25 protein-coding genes and 2 pseudogenes are annotated in these 25,363 nt (G+C 61.3%); 17 read left to right on the forward strand and 10 right to left on the reverse strand.

Annotated elements, in window-relative coordinates; genetic code table 11:
- Positions 1-171 precede the first annotated feature (171 nt).
- From Q9316_RS25020 to Q9316_RS25030, 3 genes are all read left to right on the forward strand, one after another.
- On the forward strand, positions 172-1,479 hold the full coding sequence (locus Q9316_RS25020) for a hypothetical protein (protein ID WP_306035981.1): 1,308 nt from the start codon (positions 172-174) through the stop codon (positions 1,477-1,479).
- Between the two features lie 62 nt (positions 1,480-1,541).
- Positions 1,542-2,273: a hypothetical protein gene (locus Q9316_RS25025; RefSeq protein ID WP_306036369.1), complete on the forward strand. Its 732-nt coding sequence runs from the start codon at positions 1,542-1,544 to the stop codon at positions 2,271-2,273.
- A 273-nt stretch (positions 2,274-2,546) separates the two neighbouring features.
- Positions 2,547-2,726, forward strand: coding sequence for a hypothetical protein (locus Q9316_RS25030; protein WP_371878065.1), 180 nt, complete (start codon positions 2,547-2,549; stop codon positions 2,724-2,726).
- Positions 2,727-2,744: 18 nt separating this feature from the next.
- Here Q9316_RS25030 and Q9316_RS25035 read toward each other — a convergent pair whose 3' ends face one another.
- From Q9316_RS25035 to Q9316_RS25045, 3 genes are all read right to left on the reverse strand, one after another.
- Entirely contained in the window at positions 2,745-3,152 is a 408-nt protein-coding gene (locus Q9316_RS25035; protein WP_306035288.1) for an HD domain-containing protein, read from the reverse strand.
- 4 nt (positions 3,153-3,156) lie between these two features.
- Positions 3,157-3,390: a DUF2934 domain-containing protein gene (locus Q9316_RS25040; RefSeq protein WP_306035982.1), complete on the reverse strand. Its 234-nt coding sequence runs from the start codon at positions 3,388-3,390 to the stop codon at positions 3,157-3,159.
- 373 nt (positions 3,391-3,763) lie between these two features.
- The gene (locus tag Q9316_RS25045; RefSeq protein ID WP_306035983.1) at positions 3,764-4,066 is read right to left on the reverse strand and encodes a DUF982 domain-containing protein; all 303 of its coding nucleotides are present in this window, start codon (positions 4,064-4,066) and stop codon (positions 3,764-3,766) included.
- A 224-nt stretch (positions 4,067-4,290) separates the two neighbouring features.
- Here Q9316_RS25045 and Q9316_RS25050 point away from each other — a divergent pair, with 224 nt between their 5' ends.
- The 5 genes and pseudogenes from Q9316_RS25050 to Q9316_RS25070 all read left to right on the forward strand — a co-directional run bounded on the left by Q9316_RS25050 (position 4,291) and on the right by Q9316_RS25070 (position 10,789).
- Complete coding sequence (locus Q9316_RS25050; protein WP_306035984.1) at positions 4,291-4,815, forward strand: (2Fe-2S)-binding protein; 525 nt, start codon at positions 4,291-4,293, stop codon at positions 4,813-4,815.
- Positions 4,812-5,828, forward strand: a complete 1,017-nt coding sequence (locus tag Q9316_RS25055) for an FAD binding domain-containing protein (RefSeq protein WP_306035985.1) — start codon at positions 4,812-4,814, stop codon at positions 5,826-5,828. Before Q9316_RS25050 ends, Q9316_RS25055 begins: the two co-directional genes overlap by 4 nt.
- Positions 5,829-5,837: 9 nt before the next feature.
- Positions 5,838-8,090, forward strand: a complete 2,253-nt coding sequence (locus Q9316_RS25060) for a xanthine dehydrogenase family protein molybdopterin-binding subunit (protein WP_306035986.1) — start codon at positions 5,838-5,840, stop codon at positions 8,088-8,090.
- On the forward strand, positions 8,087-9,238 hold the full coding sequence (locus tag Q9316_RS25065) for a catalase family protein (RefSeq protein WP_306035987.1): 1,152 nt from the start codon (positions 8,087-8,089) through the stop codon (positions 9,236-9,238). The genes Q9316_RS25060 and Q9316_RS25065 overlap by 4 nt, the downstream gene beginning before the upstream one ends.
- 295 nt (positions 9,239-9,533) lie before the next feature.
- A pseudogene (locus Q9316_RS25070) lies at positions 9,534-10,789 on the forward strand (diguanylate cyclase).
- Positions 10,790-10,832: 43 nt separating this feature from the next.
- Here Q9316_RS25070 and Q9316_RS25075 read toward each other — a convergent pair.
- Positions 10,833-11,078, reverse strand: a pseudogene (locus Q9316_RS25075) (DUF899 family protein); the annotation flags it as partial.
- A 106-nt stretch (positions 11,079-11,184) separates the two neighbouring features.
- On the opposite strand from Q9316_RS25075, the gene Q9316_RS25080 reads away from it, so the two are divergent.
- Positions 11,185-11,571 carry a response regulator gene (locus Q9316_RS25080; RefSeq protein WP_306035988.1) on the forward strand — a complete coding sequence of 129 codons (387 nt, stop codon included), beginning with the start codon at positions 11,185-11,187 and terminating at the stop codon, positions 11,569-11,571.
- Between the two features lie 42 nt (positions 11,572-11,613).
- Here the strand turns inward: Q9316_RS25080 and Q9316_RS25085 are convergent, their stop codons facing one another.
- The 3 genes from Q9316_RS25085 to Q9316_RS25095 are packed head-to-tail and all read right to left on the reverse strand — an operon-like array spanning position 11,614 to position 15,268.
- Positions 11,614-12,636, reverse strand: coding sequence for a sensor histidine kinase (locus tag Q9316_RS25085; RefSeq protein ID WP_306035989.1), 1,023 nt, complete (start codon positions 12,634-12,636; stop codon positions 11,614-11,616).
- Position 12,637: 1 nt separating this feature from the next.
- Complete coding sequence (locus Q9316_RS25090) at positions 12,638-13,096, reverse strand: response regulator (RefSeq protein WP_306035990.1); 459 nt, start codon at positions 13,094-13,096, stop codon at positions 12,638-12,640.
- Positions 13,097-13,099: 3 nt separating this feature from the next.
- A complete protein-coding gene (locus Q9316_RS25095; protein WP_306035991.1) occupies positions 13,100-15,268 on the reverse strand; it encodes an ATP-binding protein in 2,169 nt (722 codons plus the stop codon).
- A gap of 307 nt (positions 15,269-15,575) precedes the next feature.
- Between Q9316_RS25095 and Q9316_RS25100 the strand changes: the two genes are divergently transcribed.
- Together Q9316_RS25100 and Q9316_RS25105 are read left to right on the forward strand one after the other, a co-directional pair.
- Positions 15,576-15,980 (forward strand): response regulator, encoded by a 405-nt coding sequence (locus tag Q9316_RS25100; protein WP_306035992.1) that lies wholly within the window; start codon positions 15,576-15,578, stop codon positions 15,978-15,980.
- A gap of 155 nt (positions 15,981-16,135) precedes the next feature.
- On the forward strand, positions 16,136-18,598 hold the full coding sequence (locus Q9316_RS25105; RefSeq protein WP_306035993.1) for a PAS domain-containing protein: 2,463 nt from the start codon (positions 16,136-16,138) through the stop codon (positions 18,596-18,598).
- A gap of 18 nt (positions 18,599-18,616) precedes the next feature.
- On the opposite strand, the gene Q9316_RS25110 is transcribed toward Q9316_RS25105, so the two are convergent.
- Positions 18,617-19,105, reverse strand: a complete 489-nt coding sequence (locus Q9316_RS25110) for a biliverdin-producing heme oxygenase (RefSeq protein ID WP_306035994.1) — start codon at positions 19,103-19,105, stop codon at positions 18,617-18,619.
- Between the two features lie 176 nt (positions 19,106-19,281).
- Positions 19,282-20,613 (reverse strand): NAD(P)/FAD-dependent oxidoreductase, encoded by a 1,332-nt coding sequence (locus Q9316_RS25115; protein ID WP_306036371.1) that lies wholly within the window; start codon positions 20,611-20,613, stop codon positions 19,282-19,284.
- Positions 20,614-20,748: 135 nt separating this feature from the next.
- Between Q9316_RS25115 and Q9316_RS25120 the strand changes: the two genes are divergently transcribed.
- Genes Q9316_RS25120 through Q9316_RS25140 form a run of 5 tightly spaced genes read left to right on the forward strand, consistent with a single transcriptional unit; the run spans position 20,749 to position 24,489 of the window.
- Positions 20,749-21,387 carry a sigma-70 family RNA polymerase sigma factor gene (locus Q9316_RS25120; protein WP_306035995.1) on the forward strand — a complete coding sequence of 213 codons (639 nt, stop codon included), beginning with the start codon at positions 20,749-20,751 and terminating at the stop codon, positions 21,385-21,387.
- Positions 21,384-22,040, forward strand: a complete 657-nt coding sequence (locus Q9316_RS25125) for a ChrR family anti-sigma-E factor (protein ID WP_306035996.1) — start codon at positions 21,384-21,386, stop codon at positions 22,038-22,040. Before Q9316_RS25120 ends, Q9316_RS25125 begins: the two co-directional genes overlap by 4 nt.
- Positions 22,041-22,043: 3 nt before the next feature.
- Positions 22,044-22,859 (forward strand): DUF1295 domain-containing protein, encoded by an 816-nt coding sequence (locus tag Q9316_RS25130; protein WP_306035997.1) that lies wholly within the window; start codon positions 22,044-22,046, stop codon positions 22,857-22,859.
- Positions 22,856-23,893 carry an SAM-dependent methyltransferase gene (locus tag Q9316_RS25135; RefSeq protein ID WP_306035998.1) on the forward strand — a complete coding sequence of 346 codons (1,038 nt, stop codon included), beginning with the start codon at positions 22,856-22,858 and terminating at the stop codon, positions 23,891-23,893. The genes Q9316_RS25130 and Q9316_RS25135 overlap by 4 nt, the downstream gene beginning before the upstream one ends.
- Complete coding sequence (locus tag Q9316_RS25140; protein WP_306035999.1) at positions 23,890-24,489, forward strand: hypothetical protein; 600 nt, start codon at positions 23,890-23,892, stop codon at positions 24,487-24,489. The genes Q9316_RS25135 and Q9316_RS25140 overlap by 4 nt, the downstream gene beginning before the upstream one ends.
- Here the strand turns inward: Q9316_RS25140 and Q9316_RS25145 are convergent.
- A complete protein-coding gene (locus tag Q9316_RS25145; protein WP_306036000.1) occupies positions 24,454-24,855 on the reverse strand; it encodes a DUF2177 family protein in 402 nt (133 codons plus the stop codon). The genes Q9316_RS25140 and Q9316_RS25145 overlap by 36 nt on opposite strands.
- Before the next feature lie 121 nt (positions 24,856-24,976).
- Between Q9316_RS25145 and Q9316_RS25150 the strand changes: the two genes are divergently transcribed.
- On the forward strand, positions 24,977-25,357 hold the full coding sequence (locus Q9316_RS25150; protein ID WP_306036001.1) for a DUF2147 domain-containing protein: 381 nt from the start codon (positions 24,977-24,979) through the stop codon (positions 25,355-25,357).
- The last annotated feature ends 6 nt before the right edge of the window (positions 25,358-25,363 follow it).

The following is a 25,363-nucleotide window of genomic DNA, read 5'->3' on the forward strand; positions in this document are numbered from 1 at the left end:
TTGCGGCGCACGGATGGCATGGCCCATACTTGTAGCTGCCCAGCTTGGTACCGCGATCAAGTACTGGAAGCAGGCAGCACCGGTGGCACGGACGTGGTAAAATCGAGCTAAGCCTTCATTTTGCCCCCTTCTTCAGAACTTGTTAAGAACTCAACTCCGTCGGAGATTTTTATGGCGCTTGGCGCATCGCATCGCTTGCAGGACAGCGTCCTCGCCGTCGAAACCATGACGCGCTTTGCGCTTGCTGTCCTCGCTTTGGCATCCGGCGTCTATACCTATCTCGGGGTTCGCAGCCTTCTCGACGGTTCTGCGACCGCTGTCTTTTTTGCCGCCATCATCTACTCGGCTTCGGTTTCTGTGGCGATCTATGCCTTCTGGTCCTACATGGCGCGCTTTTATCCGCATGTCACCGGAGCGGCATCCCGCGGCGCCATGATCGGGGTGATGGCACTCGGCTGCGCCATGATCATCGCCATGTCGAGCTGGCTGAACGCGGCAGCCCTTGCCGGATCCGCGGCGTTAGAACAGCATCTTGCCGAGACGGTGCAGGATTATACGGCCGACCTCGACCAGGCACATCAGAACGCACTGGCAGCACAAAGCTTGCTGCCGGACATCCAGCGGACATCGGAACGCTTTTCGAAGCTTGCAGAGGACGAACGCAAGAACGGAGCATTAACGGGAACAACGGGTTCCGGCAGCGTCGTCCAGCTTCTGTCGCAGATGTCCTCGCAATTGAGCGAGCTTGAGACCGGCATCATCGCCTCCCGTGAACGGGTCGCCACGCTCTTCGACCAGGGGCGGAGCCACCTAGCGACCATGCGCACATTAGTTTCGGCGCGAGGGGCCGTGGAGCCGCGCAGCGATGAATTCTCTGCCGAGGTCGTAGCGCTCTCTGGCGTCATAACCTCGCTGGAACAGACTTCGATCGCGCCCTCCGTCAAGCGGGCCGCCGAGGACCTGTCGCTCGGTTTCATCGCGCCCGTTGCCGATGGCCAGGCTGCCGACCTTGCGGACCGGCAGGACCAAGTCATGCAAACGATCCGTGCTTCTGTATCCGCTCAGTCGCTGGTGCTATCGCAGGCCGCAAACGATATATTGGCACGGGAGCCTGTGGCGGAGCGCCGCTTCGTGCCGCTGTCTTCTGCCGAAGCCGTTCTGCGCTATGCCGACGATTTCATTCCTGCTTGGGCAGGCGCAATCTCCATCGACCTCCTTCCGGCCGTCCTCGTATTCATCCTCGCAGTCGTTCACGGTGCAATCCGCCGGCAGGAGGAGCGGCTACCCTTTGCGCAGCGGATTACCGCCGCAGAACTTCTGGAAGCTATCGAGGTGCAGCGAGCGCTCGGCCGACAGGGGATGGACGTGGAACAAGCGTTACAGTCGGCGGAAACCGAGGACGAGCGCGGGCGGGCCGAGTCCAACATCACCAGCCTCGACGTGTCTGCGAAGACGCCTCGCAAAGGGCCGCCCGCGTGAAACACCCGCCACTCGTCCCACGCTTGAGGGCAGCCCTTCTGCGCGCCGACGACGGCCCGCTGATGCGCGGCGCTTTCTTCGGGCTTCTGGTGGCAGCGGGCGCCTTCCTCGTCGTGGACTTGCGGGAGATGAGCCTGGTGAATACCTCGCTCCCGGGCCATGATCCGATGAGGACAGAAGACCCCGTGCTTCCGCCTGCGCTGACGGATGGCGTTCCCCGGTCGTCGCCGGTTGAACCCGAGAGTTCACCCGAGGTCCTACGCCAGCCGATGCGCTTCGAACTCCTCGCCAGCGGCATGCTCAAGGCGGAGGGGTCGATCGATGTAGGCGCAGCCGAACGCTTCGCCAAAGAGATCGCAGCACGCGGCGAGTATGTGAAAGCAGTGTTGCTGAATTCGCCGGGCGGCTCCGTCGAGGATGCGCTGGCGATGTCGACGCTGATCCGCGAGAAGGGCCTGAATACCAAAGTGGCGACGAAGGCGATCTGCGCGTCCTCCTGCCCCCTTGTCTTTGCCGGCGGGGTCGGGCGCGAGGCGGAAAAGGACGCCATCCTCGGCGTCCATCAGGTTTTCAACGCCGGCCAAGGACAGCCTTCTCCCGAGCAAGCCATGTCGGGCGCCCAAAGCATGACGGCGCGCATCGCCCGACATCTGGACGAGATGGGCATCAGCAACGGGCTCTGGATCAACGCACTGGAAACGCCCCCGGACCGACTTTACTACCTGACGTCGGAGGAGATGGTGGAGTACAGGCTGACAACCACACCGGGGGCGACGGCGAAGCACGTGGACTAGGTTTCGTTCAGGTCTACTCACTGCATGACCCTGTTCGAACATTCCGGCGCGCCTTTAGCCACGTCCTTGACCGCGTCCCGGTGCACCCTTAGCAGCATACCCGTAGTTCGCGCGATGGAGTGGCCATCGGTGGTGGATGATGACGGCCAATCACTTGCCGGCCGAGAAGTATGGGATCCTTCTGGAACTCGCCGTGTTCGCACCGCCCGCAGATCGACGGACGGCTCAACGCGTTTCTGAAAGGGCTCGGCGTCGATACGCTGGTCATCACCGGTGCGGAAATCGACGTCTGCGTTCTCGCCACTTGGATATAGCGCGATTATCCTGATCGATGCCGTCTGTAGCGGCACGGACGAAACGCATGACGCATCGCTGAAGCTGCTCGAAAGCCGCTTTACAGCTCAGATGGAGGCGATGTTGACCGAGGCGTTCCTGTCGTCGGTTGCCGGCTAGCCGCCTGCCGAGACGCTATCAGAGTTCCGTGATTAGACGAAGGGCTCGCAGATACTTCTCACCATCCTCGCCGATCGTCTGCACTTGAGAAAGGTTGTCCTCAAGGTCTGCCAGCTTCACGGGCTTTGCGACAGAGTTCGAAGCAGCCCGACGGACAAATGCCTCCCACCCTTCATCCTCTCGCCGCGTCATCGCATCCACCGCGCTGATGACGTCGGGCGGGAAACCCTCCTCCCGCAGCCGATCCAGCGTCCATCCTTTGCCCTTCTCGACCACGTCATGCAGATAGGCGACGATTTTTCCGGTTTCATCTGTGACGAGGGAGGCGACGCGACGGCAGTGCTCGAAATAGGATCGTCCGGTCTTGTCGGCCTGGCCTTCATGTGCCGACTGGGCGACCTGGATTGCGTGAGCGAGGTGGTTCACGGGTTCAAGGCCCTTCGGTACTTTTGATTTTCTTGCGAGCCGGCTCATCTCCGGTCGAGATTTCCACGGTGGGTACCTCAGTCGTAGCGGCGTCTCCGCTGGAACCCTTCTTTGAAGCCTCGAACTCCGCTTCCGCCATTGACCAATGGCGCAAATCCTCACCGGCCGGACATCCCTCCTCCTCCCAGATCCAGTACGCACGCCGGCGAATTTGTTCGTCACGATCAGTATCTGTCATCGGTTTCTCCTCGCTTTTGACTTTTGCTCGCATACCGCCATCTGACGGCCTTAATGCATGACAATGGGGCTGGTTTTCGCGATTCAAATGTCCGGAGCGCCCAGTGTCCGATTTCGTCCGAAAGGAAACGCCGCTCGGCCTGGCGAAGGTGGAGCGGGGTTCATCGAGAGTACGGCTCCAGTCTCAGCATCAAGCTCTTCCGCGCTTGATCCAGTGACCAAACGTGACCCGCCTTCGAAGACTTCCGCCAATTGGAATGGCACGGGCGCGAATCTTGTCTTCATGGTCGTTGGTCATCGGGAACTCCTGCCGGTCGTGAAAACCAAACCGGCGGCACGCGCGTATGTTCCAACCGACGTCTAGCGAACAACCGCTAAGCGCTCATCCGCGGCGGCGATGAAGGGCCAGACCGATGCCAGGCCGGCGGGAGACCTTGGACGGGAAGGCCGGCCTCAAGGCACGCGGCGACGAACGCCTCGCGCGCAACAGCGACGGGCGCCATCCGGAAGAGCGCAGCCCTGCATTTCTCGCAGGCGCGTTTGTAACGCTCGCCATGCCGGAGAGGCCATTCATTCGCGAGAAAATCGACGGTGTCGTGGACGCTTTCGAACGAGCGCGTCACCCCGTTGGGAAATGACACCTGAAGGGGAACAGAGAAATAGACATCGGCCAGCATCGCAATCCTCCTTTCAATGACAATTCTGGCACTATCAATTTGATTTCCGCTGCTGTGTTTTCAAGACGATGCCGATGCTGGCGCACTTCGCCCGGACATAGGGGCGCTACACCAACCACTAACCCGCATTGAACTTGCCGAAACACGGACCATCCGCCGCGAGCAGGAACAATGGAGGCTGCCTCTCGTTAGCGAACAGTTCCCGCAATGAAAAGGCAGAAGATATGGACACTCCGCGCGCTCAATCGAGCCTCCCCACCTCTTCGCTCATCCTCGATATCAATGGCGTGGCTCACACCCTGGATGTCCATCCCTGGACAACCCTGCTCGACCTGCTGCGCAGCGAGCTCGAACTGACCGGCACCAAGAAAGGCTGCGACCACGGGCAGTGCGGCGCCTGCACGGTGCTGATCGATGGCGAACGGATGAATTCCTGTCTCAAGCTCGCCATCACGCTTGACGGCGCCGAGATTACCACGATCGAGGGTCTCGGCACACACGGCGACATGCACCCTTTGCAGAGAGCCTTCCTCGAGCACGATGCCTTTCAGTGCGGATATTGCACACCCGGGCAAATCTGTTCGGCCGTCGGCCTCATCAACGAAGGCCATCCGCAAGGCCGCGAAGAGATCCGCGAACTGATGAGCGGCAACCTCTGTCGCTGCGGCGCCTACACGAACATTGCGGACGCCATTGAGACGGTACTCGCGGACCAGGCTGGAAACCGCCATCGGGAGGCCGCGGAATGAAACCCTTTTCCTACACGCGCGCCGAATCCGTCGGCGATGCGGTTGCCGCGCTGATGGCCAATCCGCAGGCACAATTGCTGGCCGGCGGAACCAATCTCATCGACCTGATCAAATATGACATCGCTCAGCCGGAGGCCGTTGTCGATATCAATCGTCTGCCGTTGAAGGAGATCGTCGAACTGCCCGACGGCGGCCTGCGGATCGGCGCACTGGCCAGCAATTCGGCTGTCGCCTACGATCCGCGAATCAAACAACACTTTCCGCTTTTGTCGAGCGCCATCCTCGCCGGCGCCTCGCCGCAACTGCGCAATGCAGCGACGACCGGCGGCAATCTGCTCCAGCGTACCCGCTGTTATTATTTCTATGACCCGGCATCGCCGTGCAACAAGCGTGAGCCTGGCAGCGGCTGTCAGGCTATCGGCGGCCTCAACCGCATCCATGCCATCCTCGGTGCGAGCGATGCATGTATCGCCGTGCATCCCTCCGACATGTGCGTGGCGCTGGCTGCGCTGGACGCCACGGTGGAGGTCGAGGGGCCGGATGGCACGCGCGAGATCGCCTTCGCCGATTTCCACCGCCTGCCCGGCGACACACCGGAGAGGGACAACACGCTCGGCCGTGGCGAGATCGTCACTGGCGTCCGGCTCGAAGCCAACCATTTCGCCGGGCATCACACCTATCTGAAGCTGCGCGACCGCCTCTCTTATGCCTTCGCGCTCGTCTCAGTCGCCGCGGCCGTGCAGGTTGCCGACGGACGTTTCGTCGAACTGCGTGTCGCGCTCGGCGGGGTTGCTCACAAACCATGGCGCGATCCACTGGCCGAGGCGGAATTTGCCGGCGCGCCAGCCGGAGAAGAGACCTTCGTCCGCCTCGCCGATCGCTTGCTGGCGGGAGCGGAAGGCCGGGGCGATAACGCCTTCAAGATCTCTCTCGCCCACCGCGCCATCGTGCGCGCGCTGCGGCAGGCCGTTGGCGGCCGTCCGCAGAATCAGACGGTCAAAGCGATCCAGTAGGAGGCGAACATGCTCAATCAATCCAGAACCGTCGGCCTGCCGGTTTCGCGCATTGACGGCCCGTTGAAGGTGACGGGCCGGGCACGATATGCGGCAGAGCATTTCGGGCCGGGCATGCTCTACGGGCATGTGGTGCCTGCGACCATCGCCACCGGCCGCATCCGCGCCATCCATACGGCAGCAGCCGAACATTTCCCCGGCGTCGTCAAGATCTACACACACGAGAACCGACCCAAAGCGGCCTACCGGGACAGCAAGTGGAAGGACGCCGTCGCACTGCCCGGTCATCCGTTCCGCCCGCTCGAAAACGATCGCGTGCTCTTCGACGGACAGCCCGTCGCGTTCGTGGTCGCCGAAAGCCCGGAAGCGGCGCGCGACGCCGCCGGTCTGGTGCAGGTCGAGTATGCGGCCGAGGAGCCGCACACCGATCTTGCGGCCCAGATGCACGAAAGCTACGAGCCGCCGGTGCCGCGCATGAAACAGTTCATGCCGCCACCGCCAAGGGGGGATGCGGAAGGAGCGTTTACTGCCGCCGCACACAAGGTCTCTGCGGACTATGTTCTTTCCGGCGAGCACCACAACCCGATGGAACTCTTCGCCGCCACCGTTCTCCTGGAGAAGGACGGCACGCTGACCATCCACGACAAGACGCAGGGCTCGCAGAACAGCCGCGACTATGTCTGCGGTGTCTTCGGCCTCGATCCGGAGAAGGTGGTCGTGAAGAACACTTTCGTCGGCGGCGCCTTCGGCCAGGCGCTGCGGCCCAAGCATCAACTGTTCTTCGCCGTCATGGCGAGCCTCGATCTCAACCGGTCGATGAAGGTTGAGATGACGCGACAGGAAATGTTCTACCTGACATGGCGCCCGTCCTGCATTCAGACCGTCTCGCTCGCGGCCGACACCGAAGGGCATCTGCAGGCGGTCATGCACCATGCCGTTCATGCCACGTCGCGCCATGAGGATTATCAGGAGAACGTGGCGAACTGGTCGGGCCTCGCCTACAAATGCGACAATGTCAAAATCTCCTACGAGATCGCCAAGCTCGATCTCGCGACGCCGGGCGACATGCGCGCGCCCGGCGCGGCGACCGGTATCACCGCATTGGAAACGGCCATGGACGAGCTGGCCTATGCGGTCGGCATTGATCCGTTGGAACTGCGCATCCGCAATTTCATCCATCGCGACCAGAACCAGGACAAGGCGATCACCTCCAAGGCGCTGCACGCCTGCTATCGTGAAGGCGCGGCACGGTTCGGTTGGCCGGAGCGCACTGCCGCGCCGCGCTCCATGCGCGAGGGCAACGATCTCGTCGGTTGGGGCATGGCAGGCGGCATCTGGGAAGCGATGATGTCGAAGGGCGAGGCAAAGGTCCAACTATCGATCGATGGCAGCGTAACCGTCAGCGCCGCAGCGTCCGATATCGGCACCGGCACCTATACGATCCTCGGCCAGCTCGCGGCGGAAGCCTTCGACTGTCCGGTCGACGCCGTGAGGGTCGAGATCGGCGCATCCGATCTTCCCAAAACTGGCGTCGAGGGTGGCTCTTGGACGGCTGCGACCACAGGATCGGCCGTGCAGGCCGCCGCGAAGGCGGTTATCAAGACGCTTCTCACGCACGCTCAGTCGATGGAGAATTCGCCGTTTGAGGACGCGAAGGAGCAGCAGGTCGAAATTGCCGAAGGCCGCCTCGTCCTGGAAAGCAATCACCAGATCGGCGTTTCAACGGCTGACATCATGCAGGCGGCGGGGCTCGAAGCGATCGAGGAACATGCCAAGGTCGGCCCGGACATGCTGACCATGAAGCAATATGCCTCCTATACCCATTCGGCGGTCTTCGTCGAAGTGAAGGTGGACGAGGAGCTTGGCATCGTGCGGGTCACCCGCGTCGTCAGCGCTATCGGCGCCGGGCGCATCCTCAATCCCAAGACCGCCCGCAGCCAGATCCTCGGCGGCATCGTGATGGGGATCGGCATGGCGCTTCACGAGGAGGGCATGATCGACCACCGCACCGGCCGGATCATGAACCACAATCTCGCCGAATATCATGTGCCCGCCCATGCGGACATCCACGACATCGAGGTGATTTTCGTGGAGGAGGACGACAACATGGCAAGCCCGATCGGCGTCAAGGGCCTGGGCGAGATCGGCATCGTCGGCGTCGCCGCCGCCGTGTCGAATGCAATTTTTCACGCCACAGGGAAACGCATCCGTAACCTGCCGATCACTGTAGACAAGATGCTCCAGAGCGAGGCCGTTCAATGACCGAGCGCCTCGCCATCACCCCGCTCCGCTACCGCCCTAACCTGGAGCAGATCGAACCCGATGAGCCGCAGATCGCTCGCGACCTTGCCGAAACAATGCTGTCCATCGCGCAGAAGACCTATGCCGATAACGGCCACGCCATGCGATGCGTCCATGCCAAGAGCCACGGCCTCCTTGCGGCGCGCCTGGAAGTGCTTGCCGATCTTCCGCCGGAACTCGCGCAGGGCATCTTCGCCGGTGTGCAGAGCTATGAAGCCGTCATCCGTCTCTCGACGACCCCTGGCGACCTGCTGCATGACAGCGTCTCGACACCGCGCGGCATGGCCCTGAAAATCCTGGATGTCGAAGGTGCGCGGCTGCCTGGCGCCGAGGGGTCGGCGAACCAGGACTTCGTGCTGGTGAATGGCAGAGAGTTCAACTCGTCGAGCGGCAAGGCCTTCCTCAGGAGCCTGAAAATGCTCGCGCTGACGACGGATCGGTTGGAAGGTATGAAGGAGCTGCTCTCCAAGGCGTTGAAGAGCCTGGAGGCCGTCGTCGAGACGGTGGGCGGCCAGAGCACGATGCTGAAATCCCTCGGCGGCCATCCGCAAACCCATATCCTCGGCGAAAGCTTCTTCTCGCAATTGCCTGTCCGCTACGGCAACTACATCGCGAAGGTCGCCATCGTGCCCGCATCTGACAATCTCCGTGCGCTCTCTGATGTGCGGCTGGATACCGACGAGGACCCCGACGTCATCCGCCACGAAGTCGAGCAGTTCTTCGCCGAGGAGACGGCGGTCTGGCACCTGCAGGTCCAGCTCTGTACCGATCTCGACGACATGCCGGTCGAAGGGGTCGCGCCTTGGGACGAGAAGATCAGTCCTTTCGTCACGGTCGCCCGGCTCGTCGCGAATCCCCAGAGGGCCTGGAGCGAAGAGCGTTCGGAAACCCTCGACGACGGCGTGCGGTTCAGTCCTTGGAACGGTCTTGAGGCCCACCAGCCGCTCGGCTCGATCATGCGGCTGCGCAAGCTGGCTTATGAAAAATCAGCGGCCTTTCGGGCTCAGCGCAATGCCACGCCGGTCACCGAACCGCAGTCTAATCCGTTGACGCGAGGCGTGCCGGGATCAGGAGCCAGCGAAGAGACAACGCGTTTCGGACAACCGTAGCGCGCGTCTGCTCAAGTGATATGACATCGGCCACACATTGCAGCCGGAGTGGAAAGTGATAGAGCGGCCAGCGATCATCAAGGCTCTCGGCCTTCAACCCGATTTCGACGCCGCGCATGCAATCGAAACGCCATGCCGACGAACCACCATTCCGGGGTGCACATGGTTCGAATTGGCGCAGACAATCCCCTGTAGCCCTCGAGCAGAAAGAATCGTTTGACTGTCCCATGCCTGCGCCCCACGCGTTTGGCAGCCGGTCCTTGCATGGGGCAACACGCCCGCTACTTTCCCTCGTATGGATGTTGTGCAAACCAATATCGCTGCGAAGTTGAGAGACACGCAGCCGCTCATCGCAGGGCGGTTGAGCCCCAGCATTGGGGCCGACGTCGAGCGCCTGCTCGCGGGTCGTACGCGCGACATCCGGCTAAGCCGGGAATTGACCGCGCTGTTTCGGGAGCGGTCCTGGCCGCAAGCCGCCAAAATCATCCGCGCGTGGATGGCTTGGGTCATTATTCTCGATGTGCTGACACTGGCGGTCAACGCTGTCCTTCTTCCGGCCGAAACGGTCGTACGAATGCTTGAACCCGCATCGATCCTTCCGCCCGCGGCTCTTGCCGTTGCGCTCGTTTACGTGCGGCCGCGCGCACTGTGGCTGGAGGGCGCCGCCATGCATGTAGGGCTGTTCCTGATCCTTCTGTCGGTTGCCCTGGTTGGCGTGAGCGCAGGCGGCGAGTTCTAACAACGGCATCTGACGATCATGCTGTTCGTCGCCGTGACGGCTGTCATCATCTTTCCGATCCCCCTTCCATGGGCGATGGCCATTGGGCTTTACGCCCTTTGCCTCTATCTCCTTTTTCAATTGCAAAACCCGGATATCGGAACGGGAAGCGTCTTAGCGGGAACGCTGTTCTTCGTGAGCGGCGTGGCCGCCACCGTCGTTGCTCGAAGGACCGCGACCCTTCTCGCGCACAAGACCTTTCTCCTGGAGTTGCGCGATCGCATGCGCGTCGCGGAGCTTACGGACGCAAACGGGCGGCTCGAACTGCTCGCACGCACCAACCCGCTCACCGGCATCGCCAATCGGCGCTGGATGATCGAGACGCTAGACCGCCTGTGGAATGCGGGAGATAGCGTGAACCTTGCTTCGATCCTCATGTGCGACGTCGACCACTTCAAACACCTCAACGACTGCCTGGGCCACGCCGAGGGAGATCGCTGCCTCGTGAAGGTTGCCGGCATCATCCAGAGCTGCATGCGGGATGAACGCGACCAGGTTGCGCGGTACGGTGGCGAGGAGTTTCTGGTCCTCCTTCCGGGCGCGGATGCATCGCAGGCCAAGCCGTCGCCGAACGCATTCGCAGCCGGGTGGAGGCGGCGTCGCTGCCCAACCCGGCCTGGCCTGTCTCGTCGTTTGTTACCGTCAGCATCGGCATGGCCACGTTCGACCGAAATGCCGAACGCCTTTCAGCCGAGGAATTGCAGCGCCGGGCTGACGAAGCCCTGTACCGTGCGAAGAGCGAGGGGCGAAACCGGACAATAGCCTATTCGTGACCTGCACATCCGGTCGCGTCATTTCCGTGACCAGCGACTCCGGCTACGCCTCTCCATTCAGGTGTGGTGGATCGGGTTCCGCGACGGAGCGGTAGTTGTCGTGCAGACGCCACCAGATGCAGGGATCGCCTTGCGGGCGCCCGTTCGGCACGTCCTGCCAGGTTTCCTGCCGACCGAGCGGAGTCATGTCCAGAAAGGACCAGACCGGACCTATATCCTCGATGCCGCGGCCGTTCAGGAAGTAGGCGCGGAAAACACGGTCACTGCGTCGGATGAAGACGTTGATGCCAGATTTGCGATTTCACGCGATATCGCTTGCCTCAGCGTATTGAGACATTGACGGACAGTTTCGCGCTCCTAGTTAGGTGGGTATTGGCAGAGACGTTCAGAGTATCATGGTAAAAAGTAGCCTAGAAAACAAACGTATCCTCATTTTGGAGGACGACCCTCTCCTCGCCCTCGACCTGGAAGATTTCTTCACGGAAGTCGGCGCCAAGGTGATCGGCCCCGTCTCAAGCGTCGAGCAAGCCCTTGAGGCGGTTTCTTCCGGCATCGACGGGGCGGTTCTCGACCTCAATCTAAGAGGCGTTTACTCCTATCCCGTTATCGAAATACTCGCCAAGGCCGGGACACCCCTCGTCGTCTGTTCTGGATATGCTGAACTGCCTGACACCCGGACAGAACTAACCGACATCGTGCTGCTGCCGAAACCTTGTGACCTCAGGGTTTTGCAGGCCCGGCTCGCGGAGCAGATTGCCGCAACGCCCCAGACGGCCTTCTAGACGCGCTAGATCCGAGCCGGCGAAGTATCGAAACAGGACTCCCTAGGCAGATACGGTCCTTACCGCTTCACTCTCGGGGATAGGCACGTCGATCTCTGCCTTGAAGCCTTCCGGCGGGTAATGGAGGCTCGCCTGCCCTCCCAACTCATATTCGATATTGGCCTTTATGAGCCGGGTGCCGAACCCTTCGTCACCCGGCACCTTGATGGCCGGCCCGCCATGCTCCGTCCAGCTGAGGCGCACGGATCGCCCTAGATTCGTCTTGTCGACTGCCCACGCTATGGAGATCCGCCCCTGCTCATTGGCCAGCGCCCCGTATTTCGAGGCATTCGTCACGAGCTCGTTGAAGACCATTCCAATGGAAAGCGCGGTCTTGGGGTCTAGCCGAACGAGATCGTGCCGTCCGATGTCGAAGCGCGCCAAATCCTTGTTATGTGGCCGAACCGCGCGCTGGAAAACACTCAGAAGTTCGGTCTCGTCCCAGTTGCCCTCGAACAACAGCTCGTGGGCATCCGCCAGCGCGGAAATGCGGGCAAGGAGTTTCTCCTCGAACTCCGCGACCGATCTGCAACTGCGGCCGGTTCGACGAATGAGCGAAAGCACGACCGCGAGATTGTTTTTCACGCGATGGCTGAGTTCGCGGACAAGCAAATCCTTCTGCTGCTCGATCCGCCGGCGCTCCGCCCGCTCGCGCGCTTCGTTCAGCGCGCGCGTCACGGCAGCGGGCAACCGAGCCAGGCGCGGCTTGAGAACATAGTCCGTCGCGCCCTTGCGGAACGCTTCAATGGCGGCGTCCTCTCCAAGAACACCGGAGACGAAGATAAAAGGCGCATAGGGAGCCGAGGCGACCGCCAGCTCAAGCGCGGCCATTCCATCGAAATCCGGGAGCGAGAAATCCGAAAGGATCACGTCGAACGTGTCGTCTGCCAGCGCAGCCTGATAAGCCGCGCGCGTAGCGACGCGCTTCACGGCGAAGGCTTCGTCCAGGCTTTCGAGCTGCGCCTCAATGAGTTCAGCATCGATAGTGCTGTCTTCCAGCAACAGGATACGCAGCATTCCGGCCATATCAGTTGCCACCAACCTGCCGGAGCTTCGGCGGGGCCTCGTTGACAAGCGCCCAGAAAACACCGAGGTCCTGAATCGCTTTGAAGAACTGGTTGAACTCGACCGGTTTGACCACGAATGCGTTGACCCCGAGCTCGTAGCTTTTCACCAGATCCTGCTCTTCACGGGAAGAGGTGAGCATGACAACCGGAACGTGGCGCAGGCTCTCGTCACGCTTCACCTTTTCGAGCACCTCCAGTCCGTCGACTTTGGGAAGCTTGAGGTCGAGTAGCACCACGGCGGGATCGCCGGGATCGCGGCCCGCGTGGGAACCGCTGAGATAGAGGAAATCCAACGCCTCGGCACCATCGCGGGCAACCACGATGTCATTGGCGATCTGACACTTTTCAAGTGCCGTCAGGGTCAGTTCGAGATCCCGGGGATTGTCTTCAACGAGCAAGATAGGCCTCAGTTCTGGCACGGATCACTCCTCAGGTAGCGCCGGTAGGGAAAAAGTGAAGCATGAGCCCTCGTCAACCGTGCCCATGGCGTCCACGCTGCCGCCATGCCGCTCGACGATACGCTTGATGAGGGCAAGGCCGATACCTGTGCCCTCGAAATCCTCGCTTCGCTGCAGCCGCTGGAATACACCGAACAGCTTGGACTTGTAAGCCATGTCGAAGCCGACGCCGTTGTCCGCTATCCGGTACAGCACGCCGTCGTCGGTCAGGGCAGCGGATATCTCGATATGCGCCTCCTCACGCAGCCGCGTATATTTGACCGCGTTGTCGATGAGATTGTACCAGACCTGCCGAAGGAGGGTGGCGTCCCCCGTCGCAGCGGGCAGATCTTCGACCTGCCAAACGATCGAGCGGCCCGCCGTTTCCTCCGCCAGTCCCCGCCGCACCTCCGCGACGAGCTTGTTCATATCCACCTTGTCCGTGGAGAGCGTTGCTCGACCGAGATGGGAAAACGTCAGGAGATCGTCGACGAGCTCCCCCGCGGCCAGCGCCGAATCCGAAATCATCTGGAGATAATGGCGCGAGCGCTCGCCGAGGTCCTTCTCCCGCTCCGTCAGAAGCTGGGAGAAGCCGACGATATGGCGGAACGGCGCCCGCAGGTCGTGCGAGATCGAATAGGAGAAGGCCTCCAGTTCCCTGTTGGACTTCTGAAGGTCGGCGGCAAGCCTGGCCAATTGTTCCGCCTTCTTCAGCACGATCTCCACGATAGAGGCGCGCAGGTCTCGGGCGGCGGCGATCTCTGCCGGATGCCACGGCGCGCTCCTGCCGCGCACCATCTCGCGCCATGCTTCGAAAGACTTGCGGGGATGGATCCGGCCGCTCTCCCGCACTACCTTGTGCGGATCTCCCCCCCAGGTGACCGTCTTGACGACTTCCTGGCGGAACCAGATAAGCCAGCTATCTTCCACTTGGGAAATGCGCACGGCGAGGACACCGCAGGTCCCGTCGGCGAATCCATCGTCCTGCGGGAAATCCGAGGCAACGGAGGCCGTGATGTAGAAATCGGCCACCGCACCGGGCTCTGAGAGACGGCCGATCAGACGCCTCACCTCCGGTTCTTCCGGTGCCGCACCGAGAGGCAGGAAGCTGTCTTGCGACAGGATCGCGGCGCCATCCGCCCGGGTGAGTTCCAGCAGCGTTGCTGGCGCGCCGGCCAGCCCTTCTTCCCATCGGTCGGCCTGCGCCATTGCGGCCAAGAGCTTGCCATGCACACGTGCGAGCTCGACGCCGAGTGCTGCCGTCTCGGCCCGGCTGTCAGAACTTATTCGCATGGCAAGACTCTGGACCACGAAATCGCAGGCCTCGCGTATGTCACCTGCTACATGGTGGGGATTGCGGCTGTGGCAGGACAGGAGGCCCCAGAGCTTGCCCTCCACCATGACCGATATCGACATGGATGAAAGCGTGCCCATGTTGCGCATATATTCGAGATGGACCGGCGACACGCTACGAAGCTGCGTGAAGGTCATGTCGATGGCGCCCGCATCCTGCTCTTTACCAAATGCAATCAGCGGGACCGGCTTGTAATTCGCATCGGGGATCAGGCGTATGCGGTTGAGGCTGTAGAGATTGCGGGCCTGTGCCGGAATATCGGCAGCGGGGAAACGAAGGTCGAGATAGGAAGGCAGGGTACCGTTGCCGGCTTCGGCCACGACATGCCCGTTCCAGTCGGGATCGAACCGGTACACGAGAGCCCGGTCGAAGCCGGTCAGGTTGGCGATCAGGTGCGCGGTCGCGGAAAGCGCCTCCGCCAGCACCTCGGTGGCCGTCATTTGCTGTGCGAAGCCCGTCAGGCGAAAAAGAAGCTGGTTGTGAACTGCGGGCGTGCTGCGTTCGAACTCGACGATAACGCGGCCTTGATGGACATGCGCGGACATGTCGACGTCCGGATCCTCTAGACGGGCGCGATATACATTGGCTCCGCTTGCTTGCCAGGTCTGCAGAGTAGGCTCGATCAACCGGCGTAACCCGATCGGCGTCCGGCCCGTGATTTCCTCGAAATTTGCCGATGCCCAAAGGATATCCAGATTTGCGGGATCAAGAACAAGCAGAGATCCATGGGGCTGGATAGCACCGGGAACATGAATCGGCTCGCGTGCGCAAGCATCAAGATCGGTTTGCCTCCCTGACATAGAATCCTCTCTCCTGGCGCGCCAATCACAGGCCAACCTTAGTGATAGTCTGGATCGTGTAAACCGATCGCGACAAGGTTAGAAGGCCGTCTACTATCTAAGATTGGGTTGGAACTTTGGTAGCCCTCTGCCAGGTCGGTATCCGGACAAATTAAAGATAAGTGGCTCCGAATATCGCAAGCGCATGACCCGCGCCCGCAGCATGTCCTTTGCATTTTATTAAGATTGTTCACAAAGACTGCCCTCGGGGACGGGCGAAATTCCAGGGGATGCGCGTTGTGTCAAGACCAACGAACTGGAGATACCGATGGCCGCATCGCAGTCCACCATTCTCGTCGTCGAGGACGAACCGCTCATCAGCCTCATACTGATCGAGGCGTTGCAGGATGAGGGCTACCGGGTTCTGGCGGCATCCAATGTCCTGGAAGCCATCGGCCATATAGCAAGACACGCCGAAATCGACGGCCTGGTCACGGATGTCGATCTGCCCGGCGGGCTGAGTGGCATCGATCTGCTGAAACTGTTCAGCAATTGCAGGCCGGACGCGGCCAGGATCGTTGTTTCGGGAAGAGGCGATCTGCAGGAGGCGACATTGCCGGCGACGTGCCGAACCTTCGCAAAGCCCTACAGACTGGGCGACGTGATCGCCGAATTAGACAACCAGATCAAGGCGAAAGACGCCGGCCTGTCTGCCCGGAGCGTGCGTTCGTAGCGTCACGGCGCGACGGCCGGCAGTTGGCCGCGCCGGCGCAACATCACTTCTCTTATATTCCTCTCAATTTTTTTAAAAATTTTCACAGCGTTACGGTGCTTTTCAATTCTTCGGACTGATCCATATAAGCCCGCGACACATCGAGAAACGGCAAAATGACCCTCACTCCAAACGCAGTCAGCGAGATGAACCAGCGCATTCGGGCGATCGACTGGGAGAAAACATCCTTTGGTGCCGAAGCCGACTGGCCGCAGGAACTACGGATGGCGCTGAGCCTGTGTCTCGCCACTACGCTTCCTACGGCGCTCTATTGGGGAGACGATCTTCGTCTTCTGTATAACGACGCCTGGGCGCCGATTGCGGGAGAAAAACACCCTTGGGCACTGGGGCGCCCGGCCCGCGAGGTCTGGGCCGATATCTGGCACGTGATCGAGCCCCAACTCCACGCCGTGCTGCAGACCGGCCAGGGATTTTCGGTCACCGATCAGATGCTGCCCATGCAGCGCGGCGGTCGCATACAGCTAACCCACTGGGACTACAGCTTCGCGCCGATCTTCGGACAGAACGGCAAGGTCCTCGGCATATTCAACCAAGGCAACGAGACGACGGCGCGCCTGTCGGCCGAGCGGGCGCTGCGCGCCAGTGAGGAGAGGCTGGAATATGCTCTTGGCGCATCGGATACGGTGGGCACATGGGATTGGGACATCCCCAATGACCGGGTGATTGCCGATGCGCGCTTTGCCAAACTCTACGGCGTAACGCGCGAAAAGGCCGCCGCCGGGGCGCCGATTGCCGATTTCTTCAATGCCATCCACCCGGACGATCTTCCCCATGTGGAAAAGGCCATTGCGGCGGCCTTGAAGGATGGCAGCGTTTTTTCCCAGGAATACCGTCTCCTCCAGCCGGACGGCGCGCACAGATGGGTCATCGCCGAAGGCCGGCCGACGCTTGCGCCCGATGGGACGCCTCTGCGCTTCCCCGGCATCAGCTTCGATATAACCGACCGTAAAGATGCAGAAGCCGCTCTCCGCGACAGCGAGGAGCGCCTCCGGGCGATCACGAACTCCATCGACCAGATGATCTGGTCGACGACGCCGGATGGATACCACGACTACTATAACCAGCGCTGGTACGATTTCACTGGGGTCCCGCCAGGTTCGACCGATGGCGAGGGCTGGGCCGGCATGTTCCATCCCGAGGATCAGGACCGTGCCTGGTCCGTCTGGCGGCGTAGCCTGGAGACGGGCGAGCCCTATCACATCGAATATCGGCTTCGGCACCGTAGCGGAAAATACCGCTGGGTGCTGGGCCGCGCGCAGCCTGTGCGCAATGAGGATGGTGCAATCACCCGCTGGTTCGGCTCCTGTACGGACATCCAGGACATTGTCGATGCGCGAGAGGTGCTCGCCCGGTCTCGCGAGGAGCTTGAAAAGGAAGTGCAGGAACGAACCGCCAGGCTCATCGACGCCGAAGCGCAGCTTCGGCAGGCGCAAAAAATGGAAGCCGTCGGCCAACTCACCGGAGGCGTGGCCCATGACTTCAATAACATGCTGGCCGTCATTCTCGGCGCGATGAACCTCCTTGAAAGACGCCTGGCCCGCGGGGAAACAGATCTAGCGCGTTACATCGAGGCCGCCAAGGACGGGGCAAACCGTGCCGCCGCCCTCACCCAGCGCCTGCTTGCCTTCTCCCGTCGCCAGCCGCTTCAGCCTGAAATCATCGAACCGAACCGCATGGTCACGGGCATGAGTGATCTGCTGGCGAGAGCCCTCGGAGAGCAGGTCCAGGTCGAAACCGTGCTCGCCGCGGGGCTATGGCGCATTAATGCGGATGTCAGCCAACTTGAGAACGCGATCCTCAATCTTGCCGTCAACGGCCGCGATGCCATGCCGAACGGCGGCCGGCTGACGGTCGAAACCGCCAACACATTCGTCTCAGAGGACTATGCCCAAGAACATTCGATGTCGCCCGGCCAATATGTGATGATTGCCGTCACCGATACGGGCACGGGAATGAGCAGCGACACGCTCGCGAAAGCGTTCGATCCCTTTTTCACGACAAAAGAGGTCGGCAAAGGGTCCGGCCTCGGCCTGAGCCAAGTTTTCGGCTTCGTACGCCAGTCGGGCGGACACGTAAAGATCTATTCCGAACCGGGCCACGGAACCACCGTGAAGCTCTACCTCCCACGTCATTACGGCGAGGCGGAAACCAGAGACATAACACCGCAGAATGTCGAGCCTGCTCGTGGCGCACATGGCGAACTCGTACTGGTGGTGGAAGATGACGAGCGGGTGCGCAACTTCTCCGTCGAGGCGCTACGCGAACTCGGTTACACGGTGGCGGAAGCCAATAGCGGGGCGGCAGCGCTAGCCCTGTTGGGAGAGGGCCTGAAGCCCACGCTCCTCTTTACCGATATCGTTATGCCGGAGATGACGGGCCGCGAGCTCGCCACGCTGGCATCGAAAGATCTAGGTGAACTGAAGGTACTTTACACGACCGGCTACACCCGGAACGCCGTCGTTCACAACGGCATCCTGGATCCAGGAACCCATCTGCTTCAAAAGCCTTTCAGTCTGGAGCAACTGGCTGAAAAGGTTCGACGCGTGATCGATGGCTAGTCGGCATCCAGTTTGACGTCAGGATACGGCGACCCGCTCTGTCTCGACGCACCGCAAGGCGAGGTCGAAGACCGCATTGGCGGCCCGGTCGGCGCATTCGATGTCGAAGTCTTCAGCGTCGTCCAGTTGACGAAGAAAGGACTGCCAGTGCGAGATGTCGCGCGTCATCACCGCCAGATGCCGTGCACCGAAACTATCAGTCATTCCCAGCGCAGCGGCTCGTGATTTTAGAACCCGCGCGCCTAGGGTGGATCCTTCCAGAACGTAAAGCGCACCCAGCAGTGCACTGTGATTATCAAATGGAGCGATAGAAGTGTGGGCGTCCGTTAGCCGGATACCTAGATCCGAGGCGTCCTGCGCAATCGAATCGTACACGGCCTGCGGGCGCCAGGACCAATCCCTCGGCCAGATGACATTGTGCATAACGCGATCCATCGCAAAGCGAAATCTGCCGATAAAGGCAACATATCCGCGATACTCTTCAACGCTTTGAAATACGCCGATCAAGGCATCGAGCTTCTCGTGCTTGTATCGTGTTCGATCCCGAAGCCCGAACCTCCTTTCACTATGCCTCATGTGCTCCCGTCAAGAAGCGTATCGTCGTGCAACCACGCGGAAGAGATTTCCCCATACAACGATCGTACCAGAGTTAAGGACCGGAAGCACCTGAGAAGCTTAGATGTTTAAGCGCCCTGCAAGTTTTGGAATATTCGATCGGATTCTCCTCGGACCGACCATGGCCGCATAACTCCACCCAGGTTCTCACCAACAGCCAAGCCCGCTTGGATTGCATCTTCATGAAAGCCGGATCCGAAATAGGACCCACAGAACCAAGTGTTCGCTTCACCCTGCAGCGACCATAGTTGCCGTTGGGCGGTTAGAGTCGCCGCATTGAAGAGCGGATGCTGGTAGAGCCCGCGCCAGATTACCTTGTCTTCGGCCGGGGCATGTAAGGGGCTAAGCGTGACGAAGTACGGACGAGGATCGGAAATCCCCTGCAACCGGTTCATCCAGTAGGTGACACAGGGCTTGCGCATCGCCGCGCCGTCACGTCCGGATTGCGCGAGGTAGTTCCAGCTTGCCCAGACACGCCTGCGACTTGGCATCAAAGTTTCGTCCCGATGAAGCACCGTCTCGTTGTCGCCATAGGCGAACACGTTCAACAGTTCATCTTCGCGTGGGGAGCGGTCGGCAAGCATCGCCAGTGCCTGGTCGGCATGGGCGCCGATCACGACGTGATCGAACCATTCGGCCTCGCCGCCACCCACGGAAATCTCAACCGCGCCGTTGACGCGACGGATTGACCTCACCGGCGCATTTGTCCGGATCCTGTCGCGGAATGACGCGGTAAGACGCTCGACATAGGCGCGACTTCCGCCATCGACCGTTCGCCAGATTGGTCGGCGCACGAATTTCAGCAAGCCGTGGTTCTCGCAGAAGCGCACGAAGGAAAGCGCCGGATAATTCCCGATCTCAAGTGCCGGTGTCGACCAGATCGCAGCCGCCATTGGATAAAGGTGGTCTTCGCGAAACGCCCGCCCGAAGCCGGCGCTATCGAGATAGTCGTTGAGGCTAGCGGAAGGATCGAGATTGCGCACGCCGCTTGGCGCCTGACGGTAGAAACGCATGAGGTCTCGCAGCATCGACCAGAAGCGCGGGCTGGCGAGGTTGCTGCGCTGGGCGAAAAGACCGCCAAGGTTCGCGCCGGCATATTCCAGCTTCCCACCGTCCATCGAAACGGCGAAGGACATGTCCGACGCCTTGGTCGGCACGTCGAGATGTGCGAACAAAGCCGTGAGGTTGGGATAGGTCGCCTCGTTGTAGACGATGAAGCCTGTATCGACCGGCGCGCCGCCGGCATCCACCGTGTGCGAATGGCCGCCAATACGATTGTCGGCCTCGAAAACCGTCACGTCGTGGCGTTGCGACAGCAACCACGCCGCTGAAAGACCGGCAACGCCCGTGCCGACGATCGCGATTTTGAGTGGCCGATCCGATTGAGGAAAATGGCGCATGGTGACCCTTTTGCGGCTTTCGAAGTCTGGATAACTATCTGTATCCTTTACGAGCGGAGACTTCTGACGGATCACTGCGAAGAAACTATATTGCATGGTGTGATCCGCTTTGAAGAGCACCGCGTAGAAGGATGCATGAATGAAGCTTCGAACCCCGTTGAGCGTGATCACAAACCCGGTTTCCAGACCGGCCGGCGGCTTGCTGTGGTAAGTTCAAGGGACAAACAACAAACGCCCTCGCCCGATGCACTTGTCGACATGATGAGACAGGTCTCGCAGGATAGGGACCGTCAAGCTTTTGCCCTCCTCTTCCGCCATTTCGGGCCGAAGCTGAAAACCTTCTTCCTGCGCTGGACGATGTCGTCCGTCGCGGCGGAGGATCTCGTACAGGAGACGATGCTGACCGTTTGGCGCAAGGCATCGTATTTCGATGCGGATCGCGCGGGGGTCGCCACCTGGATCTTTACGGTCGCGCGCAACATTCGCATTGATCACCTGCGACGGCAGAAGGACCCCTCGGCTCTGCCGCCAGATCCTGAAAACGCAGCCGATACGGTCGAGGACGGAATGCTCGGCGCCGAGCGGGATGCGGCGGTGCGCGACGCGCTAACCGCGCTCTCGCCCGAGCAACAGACGATCATTCGCCTCTCGTATTTCAGCGAGAAATCGCAGACTGAAATCGCCGATGAGCTGGGCATCCCGCTCGGCACCGTGAAATCTAGAACACGCCTGGCCATGAACCGGCTTCGCGGGCTGCTGGAAGACAGATCATGACCACCACACATCACGCAACCGACGAGACCCTGATGCGTTATGCGGCCGGCACGCTTGCCGCCGCGCCCGCCATCGTCGTCAGGGCGCATCTGGCGAGCTGCCCGGCCTGCCGCGCCCGCGTCGGCGAATATGAAGCGCTGGGCGGCGCGCTCCTGGAAGAAACGGAACCGACGCAGATGTCGGCAACTGCACTGAACGACGTCCTCGCCATGCTCGATGACGAGGATGCCGCCCCCGCCCTCCTCGCACCGCCGCCGCTGGCGCCGGTAGAGATTGAAGGCATTCGCCTGCCGGACGCCTTGCGCGGCTGCGATATCGGACGCTGGCGCTGGATCGGCCCCGGTATGAAGATGAGCCGGGTCGGCGTGCCGCAGGATCCGGATGCCAATCTCATCTTGCTCAAGGTCGCCCCCGGCCGCGCGCTTCCCGACCACGGGCATGTCGGCACCGAGTTCACCTACATCGTATCGGGATCGTTTTCCGACCGTTTCGGCCGGTTCCTCCCCGGGGACCTTGCTGAAATGGATGAGGATGTCGAGCACCAGCCGATCGTCGACAAAGATGGCGAGTGCATCTGCCTCGCCGCCCTAGAAGGCAAGATGCGCTTCAAGAACGTCATCGGCCGCATGCTGCAGCCGATCTTCGGGATCTGAACCATGTCGGCGGCGGCGCTCTTCCTTTTTCTGGCCGCCGCTATCTCGCTGGGCATGGCAGCCGTTTGGCTCGCGGTCGTGAAGGGGGCGGGATCCGGCTGGGTCGATACCGTCTGGTCCTTTCTCGTGGGCGGGGCCGGTGTCGCCGCCGCGCTTGTTCCGGTTTCGGGCTGGGAGGGCGATGGGCAGCGACGGCTTCTCATGGCAGCGGTGGCCGCGCTCTGGTCTTGTCGTCTTGGCCTGCATATCCTGCGGCGCACACTGAAAGGCGGTGAGGATCCTCGCTACGCGAAACTTCAGGAGGAATGGGGCGAACGCTGGCGCTGGCGTCTCTTCCTGTTTCTGCAGATCCAGGCCGCCGCCGCGCTTCTCCTGACCACCACGATCTTCGCCACAGCACGCAACCCGGCCTTGGGCTGGCAGTGGAGCGATATTGCCGGCATCGCGATCATCGTCATCGCCGTCGTGGGGGAAGGCATTGCCGATGCGCAGCTGGCGCGGTTTCGCGACGACGACACCAACGGGGGTAAGGTCTGCGATGTCGGGCTCTGGGGCCTGTCGCGCCATCCCAACTATTTCTTCCAGTGGTTCGGATGGGTTGGTTATGCAGTCGTGGCTGTTGGTCCTGCCGGAGATTGGGGCTGGGGTTGGCTGGCGCTTGCAGGCCCCGCCCTGATGTATTGGCTGCTTGTGCACGTTTCAGGGATTCCGCCGCTTGAAGCGCACATGATGCGTTCGCGTGGCGCTGCCTTCACCGCCTATGCCAGGCGCGTCAATGCCTTCTGGCCGGGCCCACAAAAACGGGAGCAGACGACATGAACCTTGCCGTTACCGCCATCACCGCCGCCGAGCGGCTACCGTTACCCGATCATGCCCTGCGCTTCGGTATCAGCCGGCTCGTTGGCCGCACGCGCCGGCTACTGGCGGAAGGGAGCGGTCCGACGGACCGGGACTTTGCGCGCTCCATGAGCGAATGGCCCATCGCCGTGCATACCGATGATGCCAATGCCCAGCACTATGAGCTTCCCGCGGCATTCTTCTCGCTGGTGCTCGGCCCGCGCCGCAAATATTCATCCTGTTTCTATGCCTCGCCCGCCACGACACTCGCGGAAGCGGAAATCGCGGCGTTGGAAGAGACATGCCGTCACGCGGACCTCGCCGACGGGCAGGACATCCTCGAGCTCGGTTGCGGCTGGGGATCCCTCTCGCTGTTCATGGCAGAGCGCTTTCTGTCCGGTCGCATCGTCTCCGTTTCGAATTCATCCTCGCAGCGGACTTATATCGAGGCGGAGGCCAAGCGCCGCGGCCTTCGCAATCTCACCGTGATCACCGCGGATATGAACACCTTCTCGCCGGATGGCACCTTCGACCGCATCGTGTCGGTGGAAATGTTCGAGCACATGTCCAACTGGCATTGCCTGCTCCAGCGTGCACGCAGCTGGATCCGTGACGAGGGGCGGCTTTTCCTGCACGTCTTCTCGCATCGCAAGACGGCCTATCGCTTCGACCATGCCGACAAGGCGGACTGGATTGCGCAGTATTTCTTTACCGGCGGCGTCATGCCCAGCCATGGACTGGTTCGCGCGTTCGACGACAGTTTCACCGTCGAGCGGGACTGGCGTTGGAACGGCAAACATTACGAGCGCACCGCGCGGGACTGGCTCGACAATTTCGACCGAAACCGCGACGCGGTCCGAGCCATCTTCGAGGCGACCTACGGCAAGGACGCATCCGTCTGGATGCGGCGCTGGCGAATGTTTTTCCTCGCCACGGCCGGGCTCTTCGGCCATGCCAATGGAGAAGAATGGGGCGTGAGCCACTATCGCCTCAGCCCCGCCGGCGCAGGCCGGTGATCTTCTTTGTGAAACGCCTCACCGCGATGGTACGGGCCTACGCGCACCATCGCAACCCGCGTGTCGCTGCGGCGAACGTGATTTCCTTGCTGGTCGCGTCGAACCAGCCCTTTTACCCGCTCTATCTCTTCTGGTTGGTGAGTGCCGACATCACCGCCGCCTGGTTCACGTTCCTGTCGACACCGTTCTTTCTCTCCGTGCCGGCCGTGGCGCGCCGGAATGATGTTGCAGGGCGGGCTCTGCTGCCGCTGGCGGGGATCTGCAACACCGTGCTTTCGGCATGGCTCTTCGGCACGGCTTCGGCAGTTGAAATCTTCCTTGTTCCATGCGGAGTCATCGCGCTTCTCCTGTTTCGGCCGCGGGAGCGCGTCGTCGCCCTTGCGCTTGCCGCGCTCGCCTTCGGCGTTTTCCTTCTCTTGCACGATGCCTATGGTCTGCCGCTCGCACGGTACGACGCGGCGCAATACGCCGCGTTGGCGCGGCTCAACCTTGTGAGCGCATGCGTGCTCACCGCCTTCGTCACCATCCTGTTCTCAGGCATCCTTGCTGAGGCCGAACAATCAGCCGACGCGGCTCGCCGCGAGAAAGCCGGCTGATGCGCCGACCGCGGTCACGAAAGCACCCCAGGGAATATCGGCGAGCGTAACGGAAAGCGGCCAGTCCTTGAGCGTCGCCTGGTTGGTGAGATCGTAGGTCGCATATGCCACGAGACCGAGGACCGCACCGTTCAGCGCCGCCTTGCCGAGCCCACCCCCATCGAGCGCAGGCATCACGGCGAAAAACACGATGCCGACAACATAGATCAGATAGAACACAACGGCCGGTGCCAGATGAAACTGCGGCGCCAGCTTGTCGCCCAGGAGCGGCCGGTACAGCATATCCGCCATCGTCGAAAGCCAGATGGCATCGACGATCAGAAAGGCGATGCCGGTCGCCAGATAGGCGATGACGATGGTTTTCATACCGATGTCTCCCACGACGTTTTATCGACATTTCTACGTCTTTGTCGTCCTGACGGATCACCTCGGGTGAACCGATCCGCCCGCGCGTGCGTATTCAAGGAAAAGCAACGAGGATTGGCCGATGAGGATAGCCGTTCTGACTGCACTTTCCGCTCTGACACTGACTGCCGCGGCCTCCCAGGCGCAGCAATCCGCCGATCCAAGCGGTGTCTGGCTGCGCGACGACGGGAACGCGCGTGTGCGCATCGCACCATGCGGCCGCAATATCTGCGCGACCAATCTCTGGATCCGGGATACCAGCAAAGGCGAAGAGGCCGGCGACCGCCTGATCATGTCGCTTCAGCCCAAATCGCCGGATACATTGTCCGGCACCGCCTTTGATGAGAAACGCGATCGCACTTATTCGATCACGGTGCAGGTATCCGACAAATCGCTTTTAACGCGTGGCTGTATCCTCGGCGGCGTGCTTTGCAAGAATGTGCGCTGGCGGCCTGCTCGATGATGAACG

It is taken from the genome of Shinella zoogloeoides, assembly GCF_030733845.1.
Lineage (GTDB): Bacteria > Pseudomonadota > Alphaproteobacteria > Rhizobiales > Rhizobiaceae > Shinella > Shinella zoogloeoides_C.